Genomic DNA, 21613 nt, shown 5'->3' on the forward strand with positions numbered 1-21613 from the left:
CATCCTGGCATGCGATTATAAAAGGAGTCAAGTTATGTACCGCAGCCACACCTGCGGCGAGTTGCGCGTTGAACACGCAGGGCAGGAAGTGCTGCTCGCCGGTTGGGTGCATCGCCGCCGCGACCACGGTCCGTTGATCTTCATCGACCTGCGTGATCGGTATGGCTTGACGCAGGTGGTTTTCGACTCGGCGGCTGCACCTGAGGCGCATGCCGTCGCCAGTGATGCGCGCACCGAGTACGTCTTTCAAGTGCGCGGCGTTGTGGTGCAGCGACCGGAGGAGGCGTACAATCCCGACCTCGCCACCGGTATGATTGAAGTCCGCGCCACTGAGGCGATCATCCTCAACCCGGCAAAGAATCCGCCACTCTATATCAACAAAGAAGGCGGCGAAGACGAAACGATCCGCCTGAAATACCGCTACCTGGACTTGCGGCGCGAACGGATGCAGCGGAATATCATTCTGCGCCACCGGATCGTCAAGTTCATTCGCGATTTCCTCGACTGCGAGGGATTTATCGAGATCGAAACGCCGATCCTGATTAAGTCAACGCCTGAAGGCGCCCGCGACTATCTGGTGCCGAGCCGGTTGCATCCTGGCAAGTTCTATGCGCTGCCACAGTCGCCGCAGCAGTTGAAGCAACTGCTCATGGTTGCCGGATTTGATCGCTATTTTCAGATTGCGCGCTGCTTCCGCGACGAAGACCAGCGCGCCGACCGTCAGCCTGAGTTCACACAACTCGATATGGAAATGAGTTTTGTGGATCAGGACGATGTGCTCGACATTATCGAACGCCTCTTTACCGCATTGTGCCGCGAGATCGTGCCACACAAGCGACTGGTGACCCCCTTTCCGCGCCTGACGTTCGCCGAGGCAATGGAACGCTTTGGATCCGATAAGCCGGACTTGCGCTATGGGCTGGAACTGATCAATCTGGGAGAGGTCGTTGCTGCCAGTTCATTCGGCGTGTTCCGCACCGCCCTCGACACCGGCGGGCAGGTGAAAGGGCTGCGCGTGCCGGGGGGAGGACAGTACTCGCGCAGGCAGATCGATGAGGTTGTTGAACTTGCAAAGCAGGCTGGCGCAAAAGGGCTGCTTTGGGTGATCGTGCCGGAAGAAGGCAGTGAGGTGCGATCCAGTTTCGGCAAGCAGGTCTCGCCCGACGAGATGGCAGCGATCATTCGCCGGATGGAAGGGGCGCCTGGCGACCTGCTGCTGATCGTCGCTGATACGCCGAAGATTGTGGCGCAAACGCTTGACCGCCTGCGGCGCGAATTTGGCACGCGCCTCAACCTTGCCGACCCGAATACGCTGGCGTGGGCATGGGTGCTCGATTTTCCGCTGGTTGAGTGGAACGACGAAGAACAGCGCTGGGATGCGGTGCACCATCCGTTTACTGCGCCAAAAGACGAAGACCTCCATCTGATGGATACCGATCCGAGCAAGGTGCGCGCAAAAGCGTATGACCTCATTCTGAACGGCTATGAAGCCGGCGGCGGGTCAATCCGTATCCATCGCCGCGATGTGCAGCAACGCCTGTTCGATCTGCTCGGCATCGACCGTGAGACGGCGATGCGTCAGTTTGGGCACATGCTGGAGGCGTTCGAGTACGGTGCGCCGCCGCATGGCGGCATCGCCCCTGGTATCGACCGAATCTGTATGATCCTTGCCGATGAAGTGACGATCCGCGAAGTCATGGCATTCCCGAAGACGCAGCAGGCGATCGATTTGATGACCAATGCGCCATCGCCGGTCGATGAGCGGCAGTTGCGCGAGTTGCATATTGCCCTGCGCCTTTGACTGAAATGAGAGGCGCCTCCATGAAAATCTACACACGGACGGGCGATCAAGGCGAAACCGGATTGTGGGGCGGCTTGCGCGTCTCCAAGGATGCCCCGCGTGTCCAGGCATACGGCACGGTCGATGAATGTAACGCTGCCATCGGCGTCGCGCGCGCGGCAGGGGTCGATGCTGACCTCGACGCACTGCTGGCGCGGGTCCAGAACGATCTCTTCGTCGTCGGCGCTGACCTGGCGACGCCCGGTGAGGCGGCGAATATTCCGCGGATTGGCGCGGAAGCGGTGCAGGCGCTCGAGCAGGCCATTGACGAGATGGAAGCGCGACTGGAACCGTTGCGCCAGTTCATCCTGCCCGGCGGCACACCGCCTGCCGCCTATCTTCATCTGGCGCGCACCGTCTGCCGCCGCGCCGAGCGCTGGGTCGTGACTCTCAGCCAGATCGAACCGATCAACCCACAGGTTGCCATCTATTTGAACCGCCTCTCGGACCTGCTGTTCGTTGCGGCGCGCTACGCGAATGCGAACGCCGGCGTGCCCGACGTACCGTGGGAAAGCCCACGAATGCGCAAGGAAAAAGAAGAGGATGGTTAAAGCAGGAGATAGTGGTGAGTCAGCCGCAGGTTAAAAACCCGTATATTCGGATTGCGCTGCGACGAGCCAGAGCCGGCACCGGCTCGTCGCCTGTCTTCTTGAACCGGAGAACGGCGGTGCAGCAACTCCCCAATCTGCGCGAAATCCTTGCAGGCATTCGCTGGGCGCTCATCGGCGCAATGGCGTTGCGCGCCTATGCGCCAGAGCGTATGACGCAGGACGTAGATATTCTCATCCACGCCCACGACGAACCGGCGGCGCGTTCCGCCTTTATTACCGCCGGTTACGCCATCGGCGGAACGCTCGCCATAGGTGGTTTCACAGCGCTGCCCGTCGGTGAAGCAGGGTACAGCATCGATGTCGTCGCGTCCGATGCCCCCTGGCTCGACGAGGCGCTCGATCATCCGTCGTTCGATCCGGCGGGTTTTCCGGCGCTGCCGCGACCGTTTCTCGCGCTCATGAAGCTTCAAGCGGGTCGAGCGCAGGACGTGGCGGATATCACGCGCCTGCTGCGCGCGGCAGACCGCGACGAGCGCGCTCTGATCCGCACCGTCATCGCCCGGTATGCCCCTGATCTCGTCGAAGACTATGATGCGCTGGTCACGCTGACCGATCTGGAGTTCGGCGCACCAGAAGATTCTCGGGGGTAAAAGCCGCTTTCGTCCAACATTACCGCATCGCACGATTGATGTCCGGCAACCGGTCTCTTCCACACGGTGCGTGCTACAATAATGACAAGAATGCAGTGATGCCATAATCGCACAGCCGGATCATCCGCAACGACGAGGGCGCCTATGAGGACTGATGTTCTGCCGGTCGCAGGATTGGTCTCCCCTCTGCCGCCGCCTCCCGGCGGACGCTGGACGGTGGCGGACTATGAGCGCCTGCCGGACGATGGACAGCGCTATGAACTGATTGACGGAGACCTGCGTATGACGCCTGCTCCCAACCCTGATCATCAGAGCGTCAGCGGTCTGATTTTCTACTATCTGATGCAGCACGTCCAGATGACTGGGCGTGGGCGAGTCTTCACAGCGCCCATCGATGTGGAACTCAGCCTGGTCACGATTGTGCAGCCTGATGTGGTTGTGCTGTTGCACGGCGGCGCAGCGGCGATTACCGCGCAACGCATCGTCGGCCCGCCAGACCTGGTGGTGGAGGTGGCGTCTCCCGGCAGCGCGAGTTACGACCGGCGCGAGAAACGCGACCTGTATGCCGCCGCCGGGGTGCGCGAGTACTGGATCGCCGATCCCGGTCACCGCGCCGTCGAGTTGCTCACGCTGGAGGGCGCGGTCTATCGCGCCGAACACGTCTACCGCGGGCAGGCGATCATTCCCAGCGTCGTCGTCCCCGGCTGGAACGTGGCGACCGACATGCTCTTCGGGTAATGGTTGTGTTCAGGCGCGTTGCAAATATTCGGCGAGCAGCCCGTGGAAGTGGTGCACGCCATTTTCGCGCAGCACCGAGAAGCGTCCGACATTATAAGATCGCGACCGCAGCCGCTTCTGCACCGCCTCGCAGATGTCGATGTCTTCCTTCTGCACCACATCGCTGAACTTGAATGAGCGGTGAAATTCCTCTGCCACTTCGGGACGGTCCACATCGAGCACGTACCACTCGAAGATCGTGAGCGTGCGTTCGTGACCAAGCGGCAGAATGATGTTGATCTGGAGGTTGTCCGGGTAAATATTGAGCATCAAATTCGGGAAGACCCAGTAGTAGAGCGCCTGCGCCGGCGCCCCTTCTTCAAGGTGACGCCGGTAGAGCGAGCCCGGGTTCTCGCGGATCGGGGCGTGCTGCTTTGAGTAGTAACGGAAGGTTTCGACCCGGTACTGCTTGTAGTCGATCTCCTTGAACAGACCAGGATGGGCGACCGGAATGTGGTACCCTTCCAGATAGTTATCGATATACACCTTCCAGTTGCAGTCGATTTCGTAGTCCACTCGCTTGTAGAACCCCATGCGCGCCAGCGGCATGCCGGACGTCTCTTCGGGAATGGCGCCGAGCACTTCGCAGAGCGGCGGCGCATTCAGATCAAGGTTCACAAACACAAACGGACCCCAGGTGTCCACCTGCACCGGGCGCAGACCATAATCAGCCCTGTTGAAATTTTCCACCCCCTCGAACTCAGGCGTCGAGCGCAGCGTCCCGTCGAGATTGTACGTCCAGGCGTGGTAACTGCACTGCAACGTCTTGCGGTTGCCGCACCCCTCGGCGACTGAACCGGCGCGATGGCGGCAGACGTTGTAGAAGGCGTGCAGTTTCCCGACGGCATCGCAGGTGACAACCAGCGGCTCGTTGACAACCGCGCAGGTGAAATAGTCGCCGGGGTTGCGCACCTGTTCAGTGCGCCCGACAAGCTGCCAGGTGCGACCAAAGATGCGTTCCTCTTCGATTGCCAGCATTGCGGGATCGATGTACCAGCGCGCCGGGATCGTCGTGGCGCGTGCCAGATTGGGATCGAACGTGTAATCGCTCAGGTCCATAGAGGTTGCTCCATTGCATGATGGCGGAGAGTTCTCTGGGCGTTCTGAGTTTAAGCGATGACAGGGAATCTTGTCAATCATGCCGACAATGTATTCATATTGCCGGTAGGCGCAGCGGGACACCGGGGCGCTGCGGGCGAAAGCCCTCGCTGAGGACGCGGTTCGACCATGCTCACTGCATGCGGTTCGACGGTGCTCACCGCACGTGCAAGCCCCGCCGGGGCTGCTGATGCCGATGCGCAGTCTGCGTCCACGACACGCCTGTCGGTGCGCCTTGCCCAACGAACGCGCGAACATCGTGGCTGACTGACTGCACGTTCGTATGAGAACCGAGAACTGAGAACTGAGAATGCGCGGTCATTTGGACAATAAGGGTTTCTGAGCAAAGAATCCGGTATCACCCGGTGCAGCCTGCGCAGGCGGGCGTGGCAACCGTCGCCCGCGGCTTCAGTCGCCGGGCGCAAGGCGCATGCCGGATTATGTTGTAATCATGAGCCGCCGGGCCGGGGAGACTCAGGAATCGAAAACCAGGCGCCGGAAGTTTGCAACGTGACCTTCGCGTACTATACCCTCGGCGCCTGGTTCCGATCAGTCCTGCGCGTCCGTTGCCGTGTTCTGTTAATCCTGGCTCTTTCGCAGTTCCTCGACGCGCGCCGCCAGTTGCGCAATCTTCTCGCTCAACTCACCAATGTCGCGCTTGGAGGGGATGTTCAGGCGGTTGAGGAACTCTTCCATACGACATCTGCGCCTTGCTCAGCGAATGCCTCGCAGAGCATCGGTCCGATAAACTCAGCAGCAGGGGTGATGAGGATACACTTTCCGGCGAGCGCTTACCACTTTACGATGGTTGATCCATCAACCTCTCTGAAATGATCGTCGCGGGTCGCTAAGGTAAGGCGATATACGTGCGGCAAAATCGTCGATCCGTGCGATATTTGCAGCCGACCACGCCGATTTCCGCGCCCCATAGTAAAGTTCGCCCAGCACGATAATCGGAACAAAGACCTCATCAGCACCGGCCAATTCGTGCGTAACCGCTGCATCGTCGGACCAGAGCGCGATGACGATATTGGCGTCGAGCAGGTATCTACCACTCATCCAGGTTCACCTGCTCGCATCCCTCATTAATCGCTTGCTGCAATGTGAGGAGATCGTGCGGTTCAATACTGCCAGCAAACGCAAGCAGTTCACGACCTGGAATGCCAACTGGGGTGTTCCCCAAGGTACGCACAAATGCTAGCACTTCACGCTGCTGTAGAGGCGTGAGCCTATGCAGGCGGGCAAGGATTTCCTGTTCAAGTGTCGTTAAGGTCATGGTCTCTACCCTTCACGCCAATATTGTTATTATACATGGTCTTTGGAAGGATGACGATGGTATATTGCACAGATGTTCCATCGTATCTTATACCAATGTGCGGTCATTCGTGCAATATTGCCGATGGACGCCCGCTGTTCCACTTGAACCAAGCGCCTGAATATCTTGTCTGATGACCGTACGTTCGTATGAGGAGCATAGATCGCTTCATAGTGGATGTAAAGGATCTCCACATACGCGAAACCGGTCACCGCCAAAACTGCTCGATGCAGTAGGTCGCACGCCCCGCCACACACATCATGCGATCCGCAGCGAAACAATCCGTTGAGCCGCCGAATACGCTGCTGCCCGCCCTTCGACCCTGCGACAGGCTCAGGGCGCAGGGGCGCGCTACTGGCGATATGCCCAAAGAAATCCTGAATCCGCATCTTAAGTTCCGCCGCCGACTATCTCATGCCCGGTCTCCAACCAATCGCACATCTCGTGTACTATAGACGTTATGCATTCTCTGATCCAACAGGAACGTACACGCTCATGCATTCACACCCTCGCACCGGTTATGCGCTCAGTGCGCTTGCGGCAGTCGTCTGGGCATCAACCGCGCCTGGCCTCTCGTATCTCATCACCCGGTATGCCATTCCTGGTCTCACCCTGGCGCTCTGGCGCGATCTGTTGATTGCAGTCGTCTGCACGGCGGGCATCCTGGTCTTCCGTCCGTCACTGCTGTGCATCGGCAGGAACGGTATCGGGCAACTAGCGCTGACCGGCGTCGTTTCGATTGGCATCTACCATGCGCTCTGGCTCTGGTCGGTGACGCTGAACGGCGCTGCTATCGCGGTTGTGCTCATCTACACCTATCCCGGATTCGTTGCACTTGGCGCGTGGATATTGTTCCGCGAACCAGTCACAAAAGCGCATGTAGTGGCGCTAGCGCTGGCGCTGGCAGGGTGCGCATTGGTGGTGCGCGTCTATGATCCCGCTGTCCTGCGAATCAGTTGGCTCGGCGCAGTGGTCGGGCTATTGACGGCGTTGACCCACACGGTTTATGTGCTGATGGGTCAGCGCAATGCGCAATCGATCAACCCCTGGACGACGCTGGCTTACACCATGACCTTCGGCTCGCTAACGCTCATGGCGCTGGCGCTGGCAGCCGACCGGCTTGTACCGGCGGCGCGTTCATACGTATGGGCAATCGAAGCGCCGTCCGCGTGGTTAATGCTGGCAATGATTGCCATTGGACCAACGCTCGGCGGCTATGCGCTGTTTACTCAATCGCTGCGCTACATTCCGGGGAAAGTTGCAGGATTGATCACGGTCATCGAGGCGCCAGTCGCCACGCTCATTGCAGTGGCGCTGCTCAATGAACACCTTGAACTGCTCCAGATCGCGGGCATGGGGATGATCCTGGCAGCCGTCGTTCTGCCGCGTTTTGCGGCGCAGGCGCAGCGACCGGCGCCGGCTACAGCATGACGTAGCGCCCGACTTCACAGGTCTTGAAGGAAGGAAAAACATCCAGAGCACGTAGCACGTGGGATAGGGAGCGTTGGACATTGCACATGGCACAAGCAACGGAAACGAGCAGGAAGATGGAAGAAAGGGACAGGGATAGAAAAACCCCTAACCCCTGACCCCTGACCCTGTCGCAGGATACGACCAGACACGCACACAGTTGCGTCCACTGCGCTTGGCGAGGTACAGCGCCCGATCGGCGCGATCAATAATGGTATCGAGCGTTGTCTGGTCGTCCGGATGACATACCGCCACTCCAACGCTGATCGTCAGGGAAATCGATCCCTGGGCGGTTGCAAACGAGGTATTTGCGACAGTAGCGCGCAGACGCTCTGCAATATGTTCCGCCGCTTCGATATCGGTCTCGGGGAGTGCCACAGCAAATTCCTCGCCGCCGTAGCGCCCGATGATATCAATGACCCTTAACTGACTGCGGCAACGTTCCGCCAATCCGCGTAACACCTGATCGCCGGCCGCATGCCCATAGGTGTCGTTGACCGATTTGAAGTGATCGACATCGAACATCAGCATCGCCAGGGGACGCAACGTGCGCTGGCTACGTTGAAACTCGCGTCCGGCGTTCTCGAAGAACGAGCGCCGGTTCCACACGCCGGTCAACTCATCGATAGTCGCATGGCGACGCGCATCGGCAAAGAGGCGCGCATTGTCAATCGCAATCGCCGCCGTTGCACCCAGGAGTTCGAGCGCGCTGCGATCGGTGTCGGTGTAGGTGTGTGGTTGCGGAGCACGAACCAGGATGGCGCCAATGACCCGGCCACCGCGGCGCATGACCGCAACGAGGACGCTGCTTCCGCACTCGTCGTTATCGCAGCAGAGCGATGTTTCACTCGCAATTGCGTCATTCGCCAGATCAGCGCATGCTTTGCTGTATGCCCGACCAACACAGTAGATGACACCCGGAGTCGTCTGTTCGTTCGTCTTGAGCGCAACCAGAAACCCATCGCAGGCAACCAGCGACATAGTGGCGCGATAGATTTCGTCGTAGATCTGACTCAGATCGAGCAGCGCACCGAGCCGTTGACTCGCTTCGTAGAGACGGGTGCGCATGTCTGCTTCGCGCCGCGCTGCCTCGAAAAGACGGGCATTCTCGATCGCAATTGCAGCGGTTGTCGCCAGTTGATCGAGCATTTCGAGATCGGTGGCGGAGTAGATCTGTGAAGCGCATGTGCGCACCGATATAACGCCTAATGTCTGCCCGCCGCGACGCATGGCAATCAGCAGGCGCGTATCCTGCCCGCCACCCGTCAGGCACAGGGATTGTCCGCCGGCAATGACCTGTGCAATCGCTTCGTCCGAGGACTCGTCCGCTCTATCGGGCGAGGCATCATTACGATACACAACGTCCAACCTGCCGCTCAGGGGATCGGTCAGGATCAGCGCGAACGAGTCGCAGGGAATGAGCGACGCTACTGCCTGATAGATGGTACGATACAGGTGCGGCAGGTCGAGGGTTGCCCCAATCTGTTGACTGGCATAAAACAGCGCAACGCGCCGTTCCGCTTCCCGAACCGCAGTCTGGTACCGTCTGAAGCGTTCGACAGTCAGGCCGATTTGCCGACCAATGACGGTAAGAATATTCAGGTCGTGGACGGTAAACGGATCATCGCGCCCAACACGATAGGCCACAAGCACACCGATTGGTTGTTCGTCGGCGGTCACCGGCGCCGCGACCACAGCGCGCACACCGTGGACGACAAGGTCTTTGATCGCGCGATTCTCACGGTGATAGCCATTGATCAGCAGCGGCAATCGGGTCTCGATAATCTGCCAGGCAAGGGAGGCGCCGCGCGGAACTTTGAGAGCGAGCCATGCCTCGGGAATCCGATATGGGTAGCAGAACTCCAGAAACTCGCCATTTTGCGCAAGCAGCGGCAACGCACCCGCGTCCGCTTCGACTAGCTCGACGACCATCTGCACAACGTCGGGCATCACGCTGTCGATATCGGGCGCACTGTGCAGAATCTGGGTCAGGACATTGAGCTGGCGTTCGCGTTTGAGCGTTTGCTCAAGAGCGCTATGATCGAATCCATCTCCCGCCTCAGAACTCAGCCGTGCATGGATCGTGCTATTCACAGCACGCACCTGGAGCGAGGCATCGGCATTGGATCGCCGTTCGCTGTGACCTGCCTGGGTCATGGATGCAGACTTCTAGATGGCGCTTGATACGTCGTAGATGCAAGAGAGATTGTAAGTTTACGGTTTATGACTCTGCATGCTACTATGCCCAACGGTATTCGTCCATAGCCATTTGTATAGTCAGGATGACGAGTTGATGACAGACGCGCAGGTCCCGGCGACTTCGATCACACAACGGCGTCGCGGCGCAATAGTGATGCTTGTCATTACGTTTCTCATGTGGGGCGGATTCTTTATGGTCATCCCCCTTGTGTCGGTACGGTACGTCGATGATCTGGGATGGTCGGCGGGCGCTGTGGGGTTGGTGCTGGCGATCCGGCAGTTGACGCAACAGGGGTTGACGGTCTTCGGCGGCGCTCTGGCAGACCGGTTCGGCGCGAAGACGTTGATCGTCGTCGGGATGTTCATTCGCGCCATTAGCTTCAGCGCCATGGCTATGGCAACAACATATCCCTTTCTGATGGTCAGCGCCCTTCTTGCGGCGCTTGGCGGCGCATTGTTCGACTCGCCGTCATCGGCGGCAATGGTGGCGCTGACGCGCCCGGAGGAGCGCAATCGCTACTTTGCCGTGCTGGGTATTGTGCGCGGGCTGGGCATGTCGCTCGGACCGCTGGCAGGCGCTGCGCTTTTGCGGATCGATTTTGCCTTTGTGGCGCTCGCTGCCGGCGGATGTTTCTTCATTGCTGCCGGGATCACCTTTTTGCTACTGCCGGAGGTGCAGGTTGCAACCGAGCGCAGCGAGTTGCTGGCGGGCATTCTGATGGCGCTGCGCGACCGCCGGTTTATGGCGTTCAATGTTCTGTTGATGGGATACTGGTTTATGTGGGTGCAGTTGACGATCTCGCTCCCTCTGGCAGCGCGAGCGCTGGCGGGAACTTCTGATGCGGTCAGCTGGCTCTATGTGCTGAATGCGGGTATGAGCGCGCTTTTGCAGTATCCGGTTGTACGCCTGGCGGAACGCTGGCTGCGCCCGCTTTCCGTGATGATGCTCGGCATCGTGTTGATGGCGTTGGGGTTGGGCAGCGTGGCGTTTGCCGGCGCTATTGGGGCGTTGCTGGCAAGCGTAGCGCTCTTCTCCCTCGGTGCGCTGCTGGCGGCGCCCGGACAACAGACCGTTGCCGCCGATCTGGCGAACCCGGCGGCGCTCGGATCATACTTCGGCGTCAGTGCGCTGGCGCTGGCGCTCGGCGGCGGTATTGGCAACTATGCTGGCGGGGCGCTCTATAGTTTTGGTCATGACATCGGCGTGCCTGCGCTGCCCTGGCTGGTTTGCCTGGGGGTGGGCATCAGTTCGGCAACCGGGCTTGCAGTGCTCGACCGACGCCTTGTGCGTCGGGTGCGGTTAGGGGTTAGGGGTTAGGGGTTAGGGGATCGATCACTTGCCTTAATCCGCACCCGTCCTTGCCTGCCCCCCAGTGCGCCTGAGCGCCCTGAGGGGCTGTGTCTTTCACCGGTGGCCGCCCGCACCGTCCCCGCCTGCACCCTGACGCCTTCGCGCCCTGGTGTGATTCGCAATCTGCAACCTTCGTCCGCTGCTGCTATCCTGGCAGCGCCCGACCACGCCATATCCGACGACTTCGAGCGAAAGCCGCAGCCGGTGATGCTGGGGTCACGCCAGGCAATGCCGCGCGCTGCGCCATTGTCTGAACACCTATGGTCATACCCCGCCGTGCCGCCAGCATCGAAACCATCCGCCAGATGCTTTCACCGGTTCCGCGCCTTCCTGCGAGAACCTACTTCCCCATCGCCTTAAGCGCCTGCAAACAGCGGCGAACACACTCGAGCGGCGGGTAGGCGTAACTCTCCTGCTCGACAATATACCATTCCGTTCCGCCGATCGTCTCGCACAACTCGAAGATTTCGGTCCATGGCACATCGCCTTCGCCGATCAGCGCCGAGGCGTTGGCAGCGGAGTATTCCTTCAGGTGCACCGTTTTGGCGCGCCCCGGATAGCGGCGCAGGAATGGCGCCGCCTGAGCGCCGCCGTGGAGCGCATTGCCGGTGTCGAACTGCATGATGACATCATCGGTGGTATTGCCGAAGAGCGTATCCCACGGCAGTTCGCCCTCCATTGGCGCAAACTCGATATGATGGTTGTGATAGCCGGTGCACATACCATACGGCTTGAGCGCGACGGCGATGGCGTTGAGCGTCTCGGCGGTCTTCAACCACGCAGCGCGCGAGTTGCGCCACTGTTCCGCCAGCCCGGGAACGATCAGCGTGGTATTGCCGAGGGTCTGGTGGAACTCGACGGTGCGTAACAGTTCATCGCCGAGCAACGTCTCGATGCCGACATGGGCGCCAGCGACCTTGAGCCCATACGCATCGAGCCAGCCGCGAATCGTTTGGGCATCGCGCCCATAGTATCCGGCAAACTCGACCCCCTCATACCCCATATCGGCAACCGCGGCGAGTACGCCCTGCAAATCTCGCGCCGCATCCTCGCGCACCGAGTACAACTGCAGGGCGATTGGGATCCGGGACATAGCAGCGACATCCTTTCTGTGCATCACAGGTTGCCTGCTCTGGCAACCCGGACCATTGTACCGCGCCGGTCAGACGTTCATATCGATAACGGTACGCAACGTTGCCAGGCTCACATTGCCGCCGCAGATGATGATTGCTGCCGTCTTGCCGCGCATCTCTTCCTTGAGGCGCAGGTACCCGGCGACAGCAACGCCCGCCGATCCTTCCACCAGCGTATGCTGCGTTTCGATCATCAGGCGCATGGCAGCAGCAATCTCTTCTTCGGACACCAGCACCCATTCATCGACCAGCGCACGGCACAGATCGAGAGTGATCGCTCCTGGCTCTACACCGCCAGCCGTACCATCTGAGAGGGTCGGGAGAATTGGCGGCGACACAACCTCGCCCGCCAGCACCGACTCGTACATTGTCGGAGAATAGATCGGCGAACACCCGATGATGCGCACATCCGGCTGTACCGCTTTCATATAGGCGGCGACGCCGCTGATCAACCCGCCGCCGCCAACCGCAACCAGAATGGCATCGAGGCGGTCGATCTGGCGCGCCAGTTCCACGCCGATCGTCCCCTGCCCCCCAATGACCAGCGGGTCGTTGTAGGGTGAAACATAGATCAGGTCATGTTCAGTTGCATATGCGCGAGCATACGTCTCGGCAACCACACAATCATCTCCATAGACCCGGACATCGGCGCCAAAGTCGCGCATGGCGCTCACCTTGACCGGCGACGTATCTTCGGGGACGAAGATCAGCGCTGGCGCTCCAAGCGTCAGCGCGCTATAGGCAACGGCGGCGCCGTGATTGCCCGACGACGCCGCCACGACGCCACGCTCACGAACGTGGGATGGCAGCGACAGCAACACGTTCAGTGCGCCACGCACTTTGAACGATCCGGTCGGTTGCGTATTTTCCAGTTTCAGCAATGCCCGCCCGTCAGTCAGCGCACCGAGCCGGATCGACTCCTCGAGCGGCGTCGGACGTAGCGCACGCCGCAGCCGTCGTGCAGCGCGCAGGATCTCGTGCAGCATGTCGTCCATGATGTGCGTGCCTCTGCGAAGAAAGAGTTGCTGTGGACCATGGTCGCGTCGAACAAAGTAACCCCGATTGTATCGGGAATGAGGAATTACGTCAATAACGGAAGAAATGGTATAATGTCATTCCCTGATCTCATACGCGCCGCCTATGCGATGGCGCGTCGCGTGAGAAACCTGCGCCGCTCAAGGAGTCGCCGATGAAGATCTCATGTCTTCAAGAAAATCTGAAACGCGGTCTGGCCGTTGTCAGTCACGCTGTCGCCGGGAAAAGCACCCTGCCGGTGCTCAGCAACATCCTGATTGCCAGTGATGACGGACGCCTCAAACTTGCTGCGACGAATCTCGAAATTGGCATCACATGCTGGATCGGCGCCAAGATCGATGATGAGGGCGCTGTCGCCGTTCCGGCGAAACTGCTGAGCGATGTCGTCGGCAGTTTGCCAAATGACCGGATCGACCTGATGCTCGATGTGCGCACGCAAACATTAAACCTGAAATGCGCTCGCTTCGAGAGTAATATCAAGGGGACAGAAGCCGGTGAGTTCCCCACAATTCCGACCGTGGACAACCGCACGCCAACCGCTGTCTTTCCGCCGGCGCTGCTCCGCGAGACGATCCAGCAGGTGGCGTTTGCCGCAGCCACCGAGGAAACTCGCCCTGTGCTCCAGGGAGTGCAACTCCGCCTGCGCGACAACCGCGCGATCTTTGCCGCCGCCGACGGGTTCCGCCTGGCGCAGCGGATCATTGAATTGCCGGAACCGGCGGCTCAACCACAGGAGATGATCATTCCGGCGCGCGCGTTGAATGAACTGGCGCGCATCCTCGCTTCGACTGCGCTTAGCGACCATAACGACGACGAGAGCCAGGTCGAGATGATTGTCACCTCCAGTGGCGGGCAGGTGCTCTTCCATACCAGTACGGTCGATCTGGTATCGCGCCTGATCGATGGCAAGTTCCCCGATGTTGACCGGGTCATTCCGCAGCAGTATCAGACGCGCGCAGTTCTCGACACCCAGGAGTTGATGAAAGCCGTCAAACTTGCGTCCTACTTTACGGTCGCCCCGTCCAATAGTGTGCGCCTGCACATGGAACCAGGCGGTGAGATGGGACCGGGACACATGACCATCAGCGCCAATGCGGTGGACGTTGGCGACAACAAGGGTCAAGTCGATGCCATGATCACTGGCGAGGGCGGGCAGATTGCGTTGAACGTCAAATTTCTATCCGATGCTATCGCCGCGATCCCGACGTCGCAGTTGGCGCTGGAAACACAATCGCCGCAACATCCGGCGGTGTTCAAGCCCGTCGGCGTCGAAGGCTACATTCACATCGTCATGCCGATGACGGTGCGCTGATCATCGATGAACCTGCTTCAAAAATACTGGCGCTGGCTGGCATTGATTGTCCTGGTCATTGTGCTGACCAACAGTCGCGCGCTGCCGTGGCCCCTGGTGACGCTGATCCTGGGAACGGCGGCAGCGTACCTGCTCCGCGAAGGATGGATCGTCTGGCGCCGCGCCGGTGGTCCCCCGACACGCAGCAGAGTCACGTACTGGCGCGGGCAGCGCATCGAAGTCGGTCCGTCCCGCGCCGGTCCGGCGCTCCCCGACATCCGCAGCATCGGTCCTGCGCTGATCTACCTGATCCCCGGTCTCATCCTCACACTGGTCGCTGTAGCAATTGTGCTGCGGGGGGTTGGGCTGTGAGCATGACACGAAATCTTTCTGGCGAGCCGTCGTTGCAAACTGTTCTTCGATTGACCATCGGCGGATGCCTCGGAGCCCGGCGGCTGAAGCCGCGGGCTCTGGAAAGCAAAGCCCGCCTGCGCGGGCTGGACGTGGCGATACCGGATTAATTTCTCAAAAACCATAAGCCGCGGGCTACGGGAAGCGAAGCCCGCCTGTACGGGCTGGACGTGGCGATACCGGATTATTTGCTCAAAAACCATGAGTGGTCTGTAAAGCACGTTTTCCGGTGATGGTCCAGGCATGCATGGTCAGGCGGCAAGCAAGCGCGTCTTTGTGGCGCTGCGCCTGGGCTGGCGACTGAAGTCGCGCCGGGCAGGCGTTCCGCCGGGCGTCCACCTGCGTGGACGCCGCCGTTCCCGTCCGCGCAGGCGGACGGACGGCCGCAGGCCCGTCAGGGGCGATGTCAATCGCTGGCAGCCGGCGCGTCGTGTCCTGACCCATTGTGCCGGCGCCCTTCCGGTGATTCATCGGTTGCGTGTGGCGAAGAATCCGCCGCGTCCTGATGCATGCGCCTGGTTCTACCCACTGCTCTGCTCGTGACGCCTCTGGTGCGGAGTCACCAGGTCGTTCACACTGGCACGCTCCGCCTGACGCACCTCGAGCAGGCATTGCTGCTGGCAGGCGGCGGGCTGATCTTGTTGAGCATCCTGGGCGCTTTTCCAGCCCAGAGCGCCGCTGTTGCGTATGGCCCTGTTCTGATTGCGCTGGCGCTGCCCTGGCATCGCACCTGGCGCACTGGGGTAACCTAGCAGAAGGCGTCATCGGACGCAGTAGCATATCGATCTGCCGTGCCTGCTTATCAATAGTCCGCAGTGCTATCCCCTATCAGTACTACCTTCTCTCTTGTCTTCTGCACGTACTCATCATATGCTGGTAGTAGAGGGAAACGTGTGCATTCTGTGACAGAAAGGCAAGAGGCGAGAGGCAAGAGGCGAGAGGCAAGAGGCGAGAGGCGAGAGGCGAGAGGCGAGAGGCGAGAGGCAAGAGGCGAGAGGCGAGAGGCGAGAGGCGAGAGGTGAGAGGCGAGAGGCGAGAGGTGAGAGGCGAGAGGCGAGAGGTGAGAGTGAGAAACATGTCCGACCTTTGAGGTCTCTGCGCCGGATACCCGGATGCGCCAGTGATCGTCACCGGCGCGTGAGGTCTCTTTTCCTGCACACGCGCCGCCTGACCTCATAAGGTCTTCGCCGGGGAACGCGGGAAGGCGGGGAAGGTGGCGCAGGGGCAGGTCTCAGCCCCGTCCGGACCGGACCAGGGCGCACAGGTCGGACGGGAACTCCGGTTCTCGGTTCTCGGTTCTTCCAGCTGGAGCATACATCCTATGACAACAACGAACGACTGGCTTCAACAGGGTATTGCAGCAGCGCGCGCCGGGCAGCGGGCGCAGGCGCGTCAACTGCTGGCGCGCGCTATTCAGGTCGATCAGTACAACGATGATGCATGGGTCTGGCTTGCCGGAGTCATGGATGATCCTGGGCGTATGCGCCAGTGTCTCCAACAGGCGCTGCGGATCAACCCGCTGAACCCGCAGGCGCGCCAGGGGATCGCCTGGCTCGACCAGCAAGCCAGACAGGCGGCGAATAAAGCATCACCCGCAGGCGCCCCGGCTGGCGGTCAGGCGTCGTCCGATAAGGGGCGCACAACTTCGGTCCAGGCAGCGCCTCAGACGCAACAGGCGTCGTCTGAAACCGATCAAGGGTTGTTCCGGCTTCCATCGACCACGAACGGTTCTCAGCCAGGTATGGCGACACAACCAGCATCCGCCCACCACACTCGTCCGTCTGCCGCTGCTGAGGCTGCGCCCAAGCCCGCCCGGCGCTCGTTGTTCGGCAAACCCAAACCGGCTGCCGATACCGCTGCCGGCGACACTGCGGCTGCTGAGGCTGCGCCCAAGCCCGCCCGGCGTTTCTCGTTGTTCGGCAAACCCAACCCTGCGGCAGCGCCTATGGCCGTCGCAGCCGCAACTGCTGCGGTAGCCGGAGCCGCAGGCGCCACAATGCCCGTACCCGCTACGCCTGCCGCTGCTCCGGCTGCAAAACCGCGCCGTAAAGAAAAAGTCCTGCCGCCGGAAGAAGGCGACCCGGCGCGCGACTGCTGCCCGTACTGCGGCGAGTTGAACAAACCGGATCGCAGATGGTGCCGCCGTTGCGACCGCAGCCTGATGATCCGCGGACCGGTGCGCGAGAAAACGTCTCCCTGGCTGTCGATCATGGGCATCTTCTGGATTCTCGGCGGCGTGCTGGGCATTCTGGGCGCCGTCCTGGGATTGATCGGCGCGCTGGTGCTGTACAACTCGGCGATGGGCAGTCTTTCCGATTTTCCGCTCATCATTGTAGTGGTCTTCGTGGTTATCGCCATCATCTACGGGGGTCAAGTTGCAATTGCGCGCGCGATGATGAACCGCGCGCGCTGGGCCTACTGGATCATCGCTGTTCTGACGACGCTCCAACTCGGCGGCTCGCTGCTCGGCGCGCTCGGCGCCGCTGCGACGCTCCGCGATGCCATCGCTCAGGCGCAAGCGTTCCTTCCATCGCAAGAAGCCGCAGCTGCAGCCGCTGCGATCACCGGTCTTTTCGGAACGATTATCCTGGTCGATGTCGGCATCAAAGCCTTCTTCATGCTCCTGGTCGGATTGAGCTGGCGCGATTTCTACGGGCCCAAAGAGCGATTCGTCTCCGAGGTGCGCGGCGCTACCGACTACGAACTGTTCAACACTGGTCTGGCGTTGCAGCGCAAAGGCATGTGGTGGATGGCGATGAAGCAGTGGGAAGCGGCGGTCGCCAATGCACCGCGCGACGTCGATTACCTTCACGCTTTGACAGTCGTTTACGCAAAGCTTGAGCAGTGGGATAAGGCGCGCGAAACGATTGCCAGAGCGATCAAGGTTGCGCCAGACAATCAGGCGCTGAAACAGGTGCAGGAGCGGATCGAACGGATGGGCGCGGTGTAGGGCGGGTCGCAGGCGGGTTCTCAGACCTCCCCTTACGCAGTCCGGGGCTTGGATTGGCTGTCAAGGCGCCGGTCACGGCGAGGTGCAGGCTGCCTCTCAAGGGTAGAGCTTTGCAGATTCGAGGGACGTTTTCCGCTTCTCAAAGCCTTTTTCTTCCTCACCCCCTGCCCCCTCTCCAGCATCGCTGGAGAGGGGGAGTTTGCGCATCCCTATGCTCAAAACGGGCGATGCAACATAAAGGCTTGCCGGAAAAATCTACACTTGTGAGGGGCAGGCTGCCAGCAATTGAAATCGCCCCTGAAGGGACTGCGGTCAACCGTCCGCCTACGCGGACGGGAACGGCGGCGTCCACGCGCGGTGAGCGTGCCGAACCGCGCAGGTGAACGCCCGGCGGAACGCCTGCCCGGCGCGATTTATGGAGTTTGAGAAAATAATCCGGTATCGCCCAATGTAGCCCGCGCAGGCGGGCTTCGCAGCAGGAGGCCCGCGGCTTCAGCCATCGGGCGGACTTTCTTGCCGCCTGACAAGCATGCCTGGACCCGCTACGGCGCTACTTCAAACGTTGTCACTACATATTCGGCGGTTCCGTCCATCCGGCTGCGTTCATTGGTCAGCGCCGCATCAGGGTGACGCACGTCGTACCATCCAACGCGCCAGGCGTACCGTCCCGGCGGGGTATCAGGCGGTACGAGCACATCGAAGGTCTCTTCGACGACATCACCTGCCTGCCACTCCCACGCCGGACGCAGCGCGTAGCCGGGCAAATGGACGAATCGCGCCCCCGGCGCGCCCTCCAGCCGGCTCACGGCAACGTACTGCATTCCTCGTGGTAACGCCTCGCGCACCCGCCACACGAACGAGGCGCGCAGGCGTCGCTCACCGATCACGTCGACATTCGCGCGCACCAGATCGAATGGACCAAACTGCTGCAATGCGGGCGCGCCATCATCGGGCGCAACCGACAACTGGTTGACCAGTGCGCGATCAGGATCGGCGCTGCGCTCGAAGAGCAGCAACCCGTCCTCCATATCCACCAGCGCGAAGGATGGGTCGCGCAGCAGGATCGCAATCGCCTCGCGGTCATAATCGAGACCGCCGCCATACCCGTCGTCGAGTTGCAGATACCAGTCGAAGAGCGCGTCGGGCAGCGCGTACTGCACCTGCGGCAGCAGGTTGGGCAGACGTTCGGGACGCGCTTCGAACGGGTAGCGCACCAGATACACTGTTTCGCGGTTCACCAGGTGCGTGGCGACGAAGGTGGAAGCCGCCAGGGGCGCATCAGCGGGCGCGCGGGTCGCCAGGAATGCCGCCAGGCGCGTATCACGCGGAGTGACGCCGTAGATCGACCGGTCGAAGCCATACCCGGGTATGCCGACCCAGAACAACGGATTGAGCGGCGTGTTGACCAGCAACGCGCTGAAGATTGCGGTCACTGCCACGGTAAAGCCGAGGTCGCCGCGCCAGGATCGCCCCCGGCGTCGCGGTGCGCCAGACAGCGCAGGGGTAGCGTGTCGCATACGCGCTGCGCCATCGATCGTCGCCATCACAATGAATGGTACAACCAGCGCATAGTGGTGGTAGCGGTAGTCGAATGCCCCGCCGGGACCGGTGGAAATGAGCATCGCGCCTGCCAGTGGCAACCCCGGCAGCAACCAGCGCCAGCCGCGCCACGCGACGAGCAGCGCCGGACCGAGGACGACCACCGCGTTGAGCAGGCGATCGGGCAGGGTTGCCGCAATTTCGTGCAGCGCACCAAAATAGTACGCCAGGTAGTTGCCAGCGATCTCGGTTGCGCCGCCAGCCGATGGCGCTGCAAACAGCGGCCGGACGACGAAGAATGCCAGCGCGCCGTAGACGCCGCCAGCGAGCGCGGTCAGCATCCCGGCGCGGCGCTGACCTTCCCACACAAACAGGACCACGCCGACACCCACGACCAGCGCGGCGACATAGAACTTCATACTGAGCGCCAGCGCAATCCAGAGCGCGAACCAGCGCCAGGAGCGCGTGTCGAGCGCATCGAGCGCGAACAGGATCAGCGGCGCCGCAACCGTATCGGCGTGAAAATCGAAGAGCACGCTGGTCTGCGCCGTTGGATAGAGCAGGTAGATCAGCGTCAGGCAGCGCGCCGCATACGGCGTAGCCCGTTCCCCATCGCGCGGTGCATCGATGCGTCGCCAGGCAATGCGATACACCGGGATGGCGCCGAGGGCAAAGAGCGTCGCCTGGGCGATCAGCAGCATGCGCGGATCAGGCCAGAGCCCATAGAAAGGCGCAAACAAAAAGTAGCCGACCTCGACATGCCCGGCCAGGCGCGATGCACGCGAACCTTCGGGACGGGAGTAGAGCAGCGGCTCACCGCGCGCACCGCTCCAGATCGCCTGCGCCATATTGCCCAGGTCGTACATGCCAGCGTTAAAACCCTCGTAACGTGCAACGCTCAACCAGCCGAGCATGCCGCCGATCAGCAGGATAGCGATCCAAAGGAGAGGATCGCGCAGAGCGGAACGCGGGTGTGTCACGCCAGTTCGTCCTTCCCTTCACGTGCAAGAGCGATGCGTTGCTCGAAGAGGAGCAGAATGCCGCCTGCCAGAGTTACGAGCAGCAGCAAAAAGCGACCGAGCAGCGCAGCGGCGAGGAGACGATCAGGCGGGGCGCCAAAAGGGGTGAGCAGCGTCACGATCAGCGCTTCCCGCACACCCCAGCCATTGATGGATATGGGGAGCAGACCAGCCAGACCCACCAGCGCTCCTGCCAGAACAACGGTGAGGAAGGGGAAATGTACGCCTACGGCAACCATGTTCAACCAGACCCCTGTGCCTGCCAGGACCTGAAAAGCGAACGATAGAACCAGCATCACCGTAAGCGATCCCGGCGCCTGAACATAACGTACTCCGCTTTCGCGCATTTTGTCGAGCATGCGCGTCAGGAACGGCAGGCGTGCGCGCCCTGCCAGCGCGACTCCTGCGACAGCCAGCGCCAGCATCGCTGCAATCAGCAGTATTTCAACAGGTATCCGCCAGTTGATGAAGGTCAGGCTGGCGGACGCCAGCACGGCCATCGCCAGCAACCCGGTGGCGCGCTCGACGATGATTGAACGTGCGACGGCGCTGGTTTGCCCGGTAAAACGCCCGGCATAGAATCCGCGCCCAAGGTCGCCGCCAACATCGGTGGGCAGGAAGTTGTTGACAAATGCGCCAATCAAGTACCAGCGAAAGAGGCGTGCGAACGGCGCCTGGATAGCTTCGACGCGCAGTGCGATTGCCCACTTCCAGCAACTCAAGGCGACTCCCGCATAGTACAATGCACAGGCTGCCGCCATTGTCAGGAGATCGGCTTGAACCAGTACCGTCAGCGTCTCGCGCCACGAGATGTTTGCCAGCAGCCAGAGAATGAGCGCCAGCGAAACGGTCGCCTGTACCAGTCGGATGACCGATTGATGCGAACGTGGTGTGCCAGTCATATCATCCTTTTCCATCCCGGCGCGGTTACGCTCGCAGAGTGACGAGAATAAGGGCGCGGCTGATAATCGCGGAGAGCGTCCT

At 61.0% G+C, this 21613-nt stretch carries 18 protein-coding genes; 10 read left to right on the forward strand and 8 right to left on the reverse strand.

Translation table 11 applies throughout. From position 1 onward, the window contains the following. Window positions 1-34 precede the first annotated feature (34 nt). The 4 genes from aspS (at window position 35) to AC3EA7_RS15960 (ending at window position 3779) form a co-directional block, all read left to right on the forward strand. Window positions 35-1801: an aspartate--tRNA ligase gene (gene aspS, locus AC3EA7_RS15945; RefSeq protein WP_488615061.1), complete on the forward strand. Its 1767-nt coding sequence runs from the start codon at window positions 35-37 to the stop codon at window positions 1799-1801. Between the two features lie 20 nt (window positions 1802-1821). After that, window positions 1822-2391: a cob(I)yrinic acid a,c-diamide adenosyltransferase gene (locus AC3EA7_RS15950; RefSeq protein ID WP_488615062.1), complete on the forward strand. Its 570-nt coding sequence runs from the start codon at window positions 1822-1824 to the stop codon at window positions 2389-2391. A 14-nt stretch (window positions 2392-2405) separates the two neighbouring features. Beyond that, window positions 2406-3041: a nucleotidyl transferase AbiEii/AbiGii toxin family protein gene (locus tag AC3EA7_RS15955; protein ID WP_488615063.1), complete on the forward strand. Its 636-nt coding sequence runs from the start codon at window positions 2406-2408 to the stop codon at window positions 3039-3041. Window positions 3042-3185: 144 nt separating this feature from the next. Continuing rightward, window positions 3186-3779 carry a Uma2 family endonuclease gene (locus AC3EA7_RS15960; protein ID WP_488615064.1) on the forward strand — a complete coding sequence of 198 codons (594 nt, stop codon included), beginning with the start codon at window positions 3186-3188 and terminating at the stop codon, window positions 3777-3779. A gap of 9 nt (window positions 3780-3788) precedes the next feature. Here AC3EA7_RS15960 and AC3EA7_RS15965 read toward each other — a convergent pair whose 3' ends face one another. The 3 genes from AC3EA7_RS15965 to AC3EA7_RS15975 form a co-directional block, all read right to left on the reverse strand. Beyond that, window positions 3789-4877, reverse strand: a complete 1089-nt coding sequence (locus AC3EA7_RS15965; protein ID WP_488615065.1) for an aromatic ring-hydroxylating oxygenase subunit alpha — start codon at window positions 4875-4877, stop codon at window positions 3789-3791. An 855-nt stretch (window positions 4878-5732) separates the two neighbouring features. Next, window positions 5733-5975: a PIN domain-containing protein gene (locus AC3EA7_RS15970; RefSeq protein WP_488615066.1), complete on the reverse strand. Its 243-nt coding sequence runs from the start codon at window positions 5973-5975 to the stop codon at window positions 5733-5735. After that, window positions 5965-6192, reverse strand: a complete 228-nt coding sequence (locus tag AC3EA7_RS15975) for a hypothetical protein (protein ID WP_488615067.1) — start codon at window positions 6190-6192, stop codon at window positions 5965-5967. Before AC3EA7_RS15975 ends, AC3EA7_RS15970 begins: the two co-directional genes overlap by 11 nt. Before the next feature lie 534 nt (window positions 6193-6726). On the opposite strand from AC3EA7_RS15975, the gene AC3EA7_RS15980 reads away from it, so the two are divergent. Continuing rightward, entirely contained in the window at window positions 6727-7662 is a 936-nt protein-coding gene (locus AC3EA7_RS15980; protein WP_488615068.1) for a DMT family transporter, read from the forward strand. 147 nt (window positions 7663-7809) lie between these two features. On the opposite strand, the gene AC3EA7_RS15985 is transcribed toward AC3EA7_RS15980, so the two are convergent. After that, window positions 7810-9858 (reverse strand): diguanylate cyclase, encoded by a 2049-nt coding sequence (locus AC3EA7_RS15985; RefSeq protein WP_488615069.1) that lies wholly within the window; start codon window positions 9856-9858, stop codon window positions 7810-7812. 136 nt (window positions 9859-9994) lie between these two features. Between AC3EA7_RS15985 and AC3EA7_RS15990 the strand changes: the two genes are divergently transcribed. Further along, the gene (locus AC3EA7_RS15990) at window positions 9995-11218 is read left to right on the forward strand and encodes an MFS transporter (protein WP_488615070.1); all 1224 of its coding nucleotides are present in this window, start codon (window positions 9995-9997) and stop codon (window positions 11216-11218) included. 373 nt (window positions 11219-11591) lie between these two features. On the opposite strand, the gene AC3EA7_RS15995 is transcribed toward AC3EA7_RS15990, so the two are convergent. Both AC3EA7_RS15995 and AC3EA7_RS16000 read right to left on the reverse strand, forming a co-directional pair. Continuing rightward, on the reverse strand, window positions 11592-12344 hold the full coding sequence (locus AC3EA7_RS15995) for a sugar phosphate isomerase/epimerase family protein (RefSeq protein ID WP_488615071.1): 753 nt from the start codon (window positions 12342-12344) through the stop codon (window positions 11592-11594). Window positions 12345-12413: 69 nt separating this feature from the next. Continuing rightward, entirely contained in the window at window positions 12414-13379 is a 966-nt protein-coding gene (locus tag AC3EA7_RS16000) for a threonine/serine dehydratase (RefSeq protein ID WP_488615072.1), read from the reverse strand. A gap of 194 nt (window positions 13380-13573) precedes the next feature. Between AC3EA7_RS16000 and dnaN the strand changes: the two genes are divergently transcribed. From dnaN to AC3EA7_RS16020, 4 genes are all read left to right on the forward strand, one after another. Continuing rightward, the gene (gene dnaN / locus AC3EA7_RS16005) at window positions 13574-14731 is read left to right on the forward strand and encodes a DNA polymerase III subunit beta (RefSeq protein ID WP_488615073.1); all 1158 of its coding nucleotides are present in this window, start codon (window positions 13574-13576) and stop codon (window positions 14729-14731) included. Window positions 14732-14737: 6 nt separating this feature from the next. Then, window positions 14738-15082, forward strand: a complete 345-nt coding sequence (locus AC3EA7_RS16010) for a hypothetical protein (RefSeq protein WP_488615074.1) — start codon at window positions 14738-14740, stop codon at window positions 15080-15082. 548 nt (window positions 15083-15630) lie between these two features. Further along, a complete protein-coding gene (locus AC3EA7_RS16015; RefSeq protein WP_488615075.1) occupies window positions 15631-15873 on the forward strand; it encodes a hypothetical protein in 243 nt (80 codons plus the stop codon). Between the two features lie 569 nt (window positions 15874-16442). Then, window positions 16443-18071, forward strand: coding sequence for a tetratricopeptide repeat protein (locus tag AC3EA7_RS16020; RefSeq protein ID WP_488615076.1), 1629 nt, complete (start codon window positions 16443-16445; stop codon window positions 18069-18071). A 542-nt stretch (window positions 18072-18613) separates the two neighbouring features. Here the strand turns inward: AC3EA7_RS16020 and AC3EA7_RS16025 are convergent. Next, window positions 18614-20590, reverse strand: a complete 1977-nt coding sequence (locus tag AC3EA7_RS16025) for a DUF2079 domain-containing protein (protein ID WP_488615077.1) — start codon at window positions 20588-20590, stop codon at window positions 18614-18616. After that, window positions 20587-21531 (reverse strand): lysylphosphatidylglycerol synthase transmembrane domain-containing protein, encoded by a 945-nt coding sequence (locus AC3EA7_RS16030; protein WP_488615078.1) that lies wholly within the window; start codon window positions 21529-21531, stop codon window positions 20587-20589. Before AC3EA7_RS16030 ends, AC3EA7_RS16025 begins: the two co-directional genes overlap by 4 nt. Between the last annotated feature and the right edge of the window lie 82 nt (window positions 21532-21613).

It is taken from the genome of Roseiflexus sp., assembly GCF_057785375.1.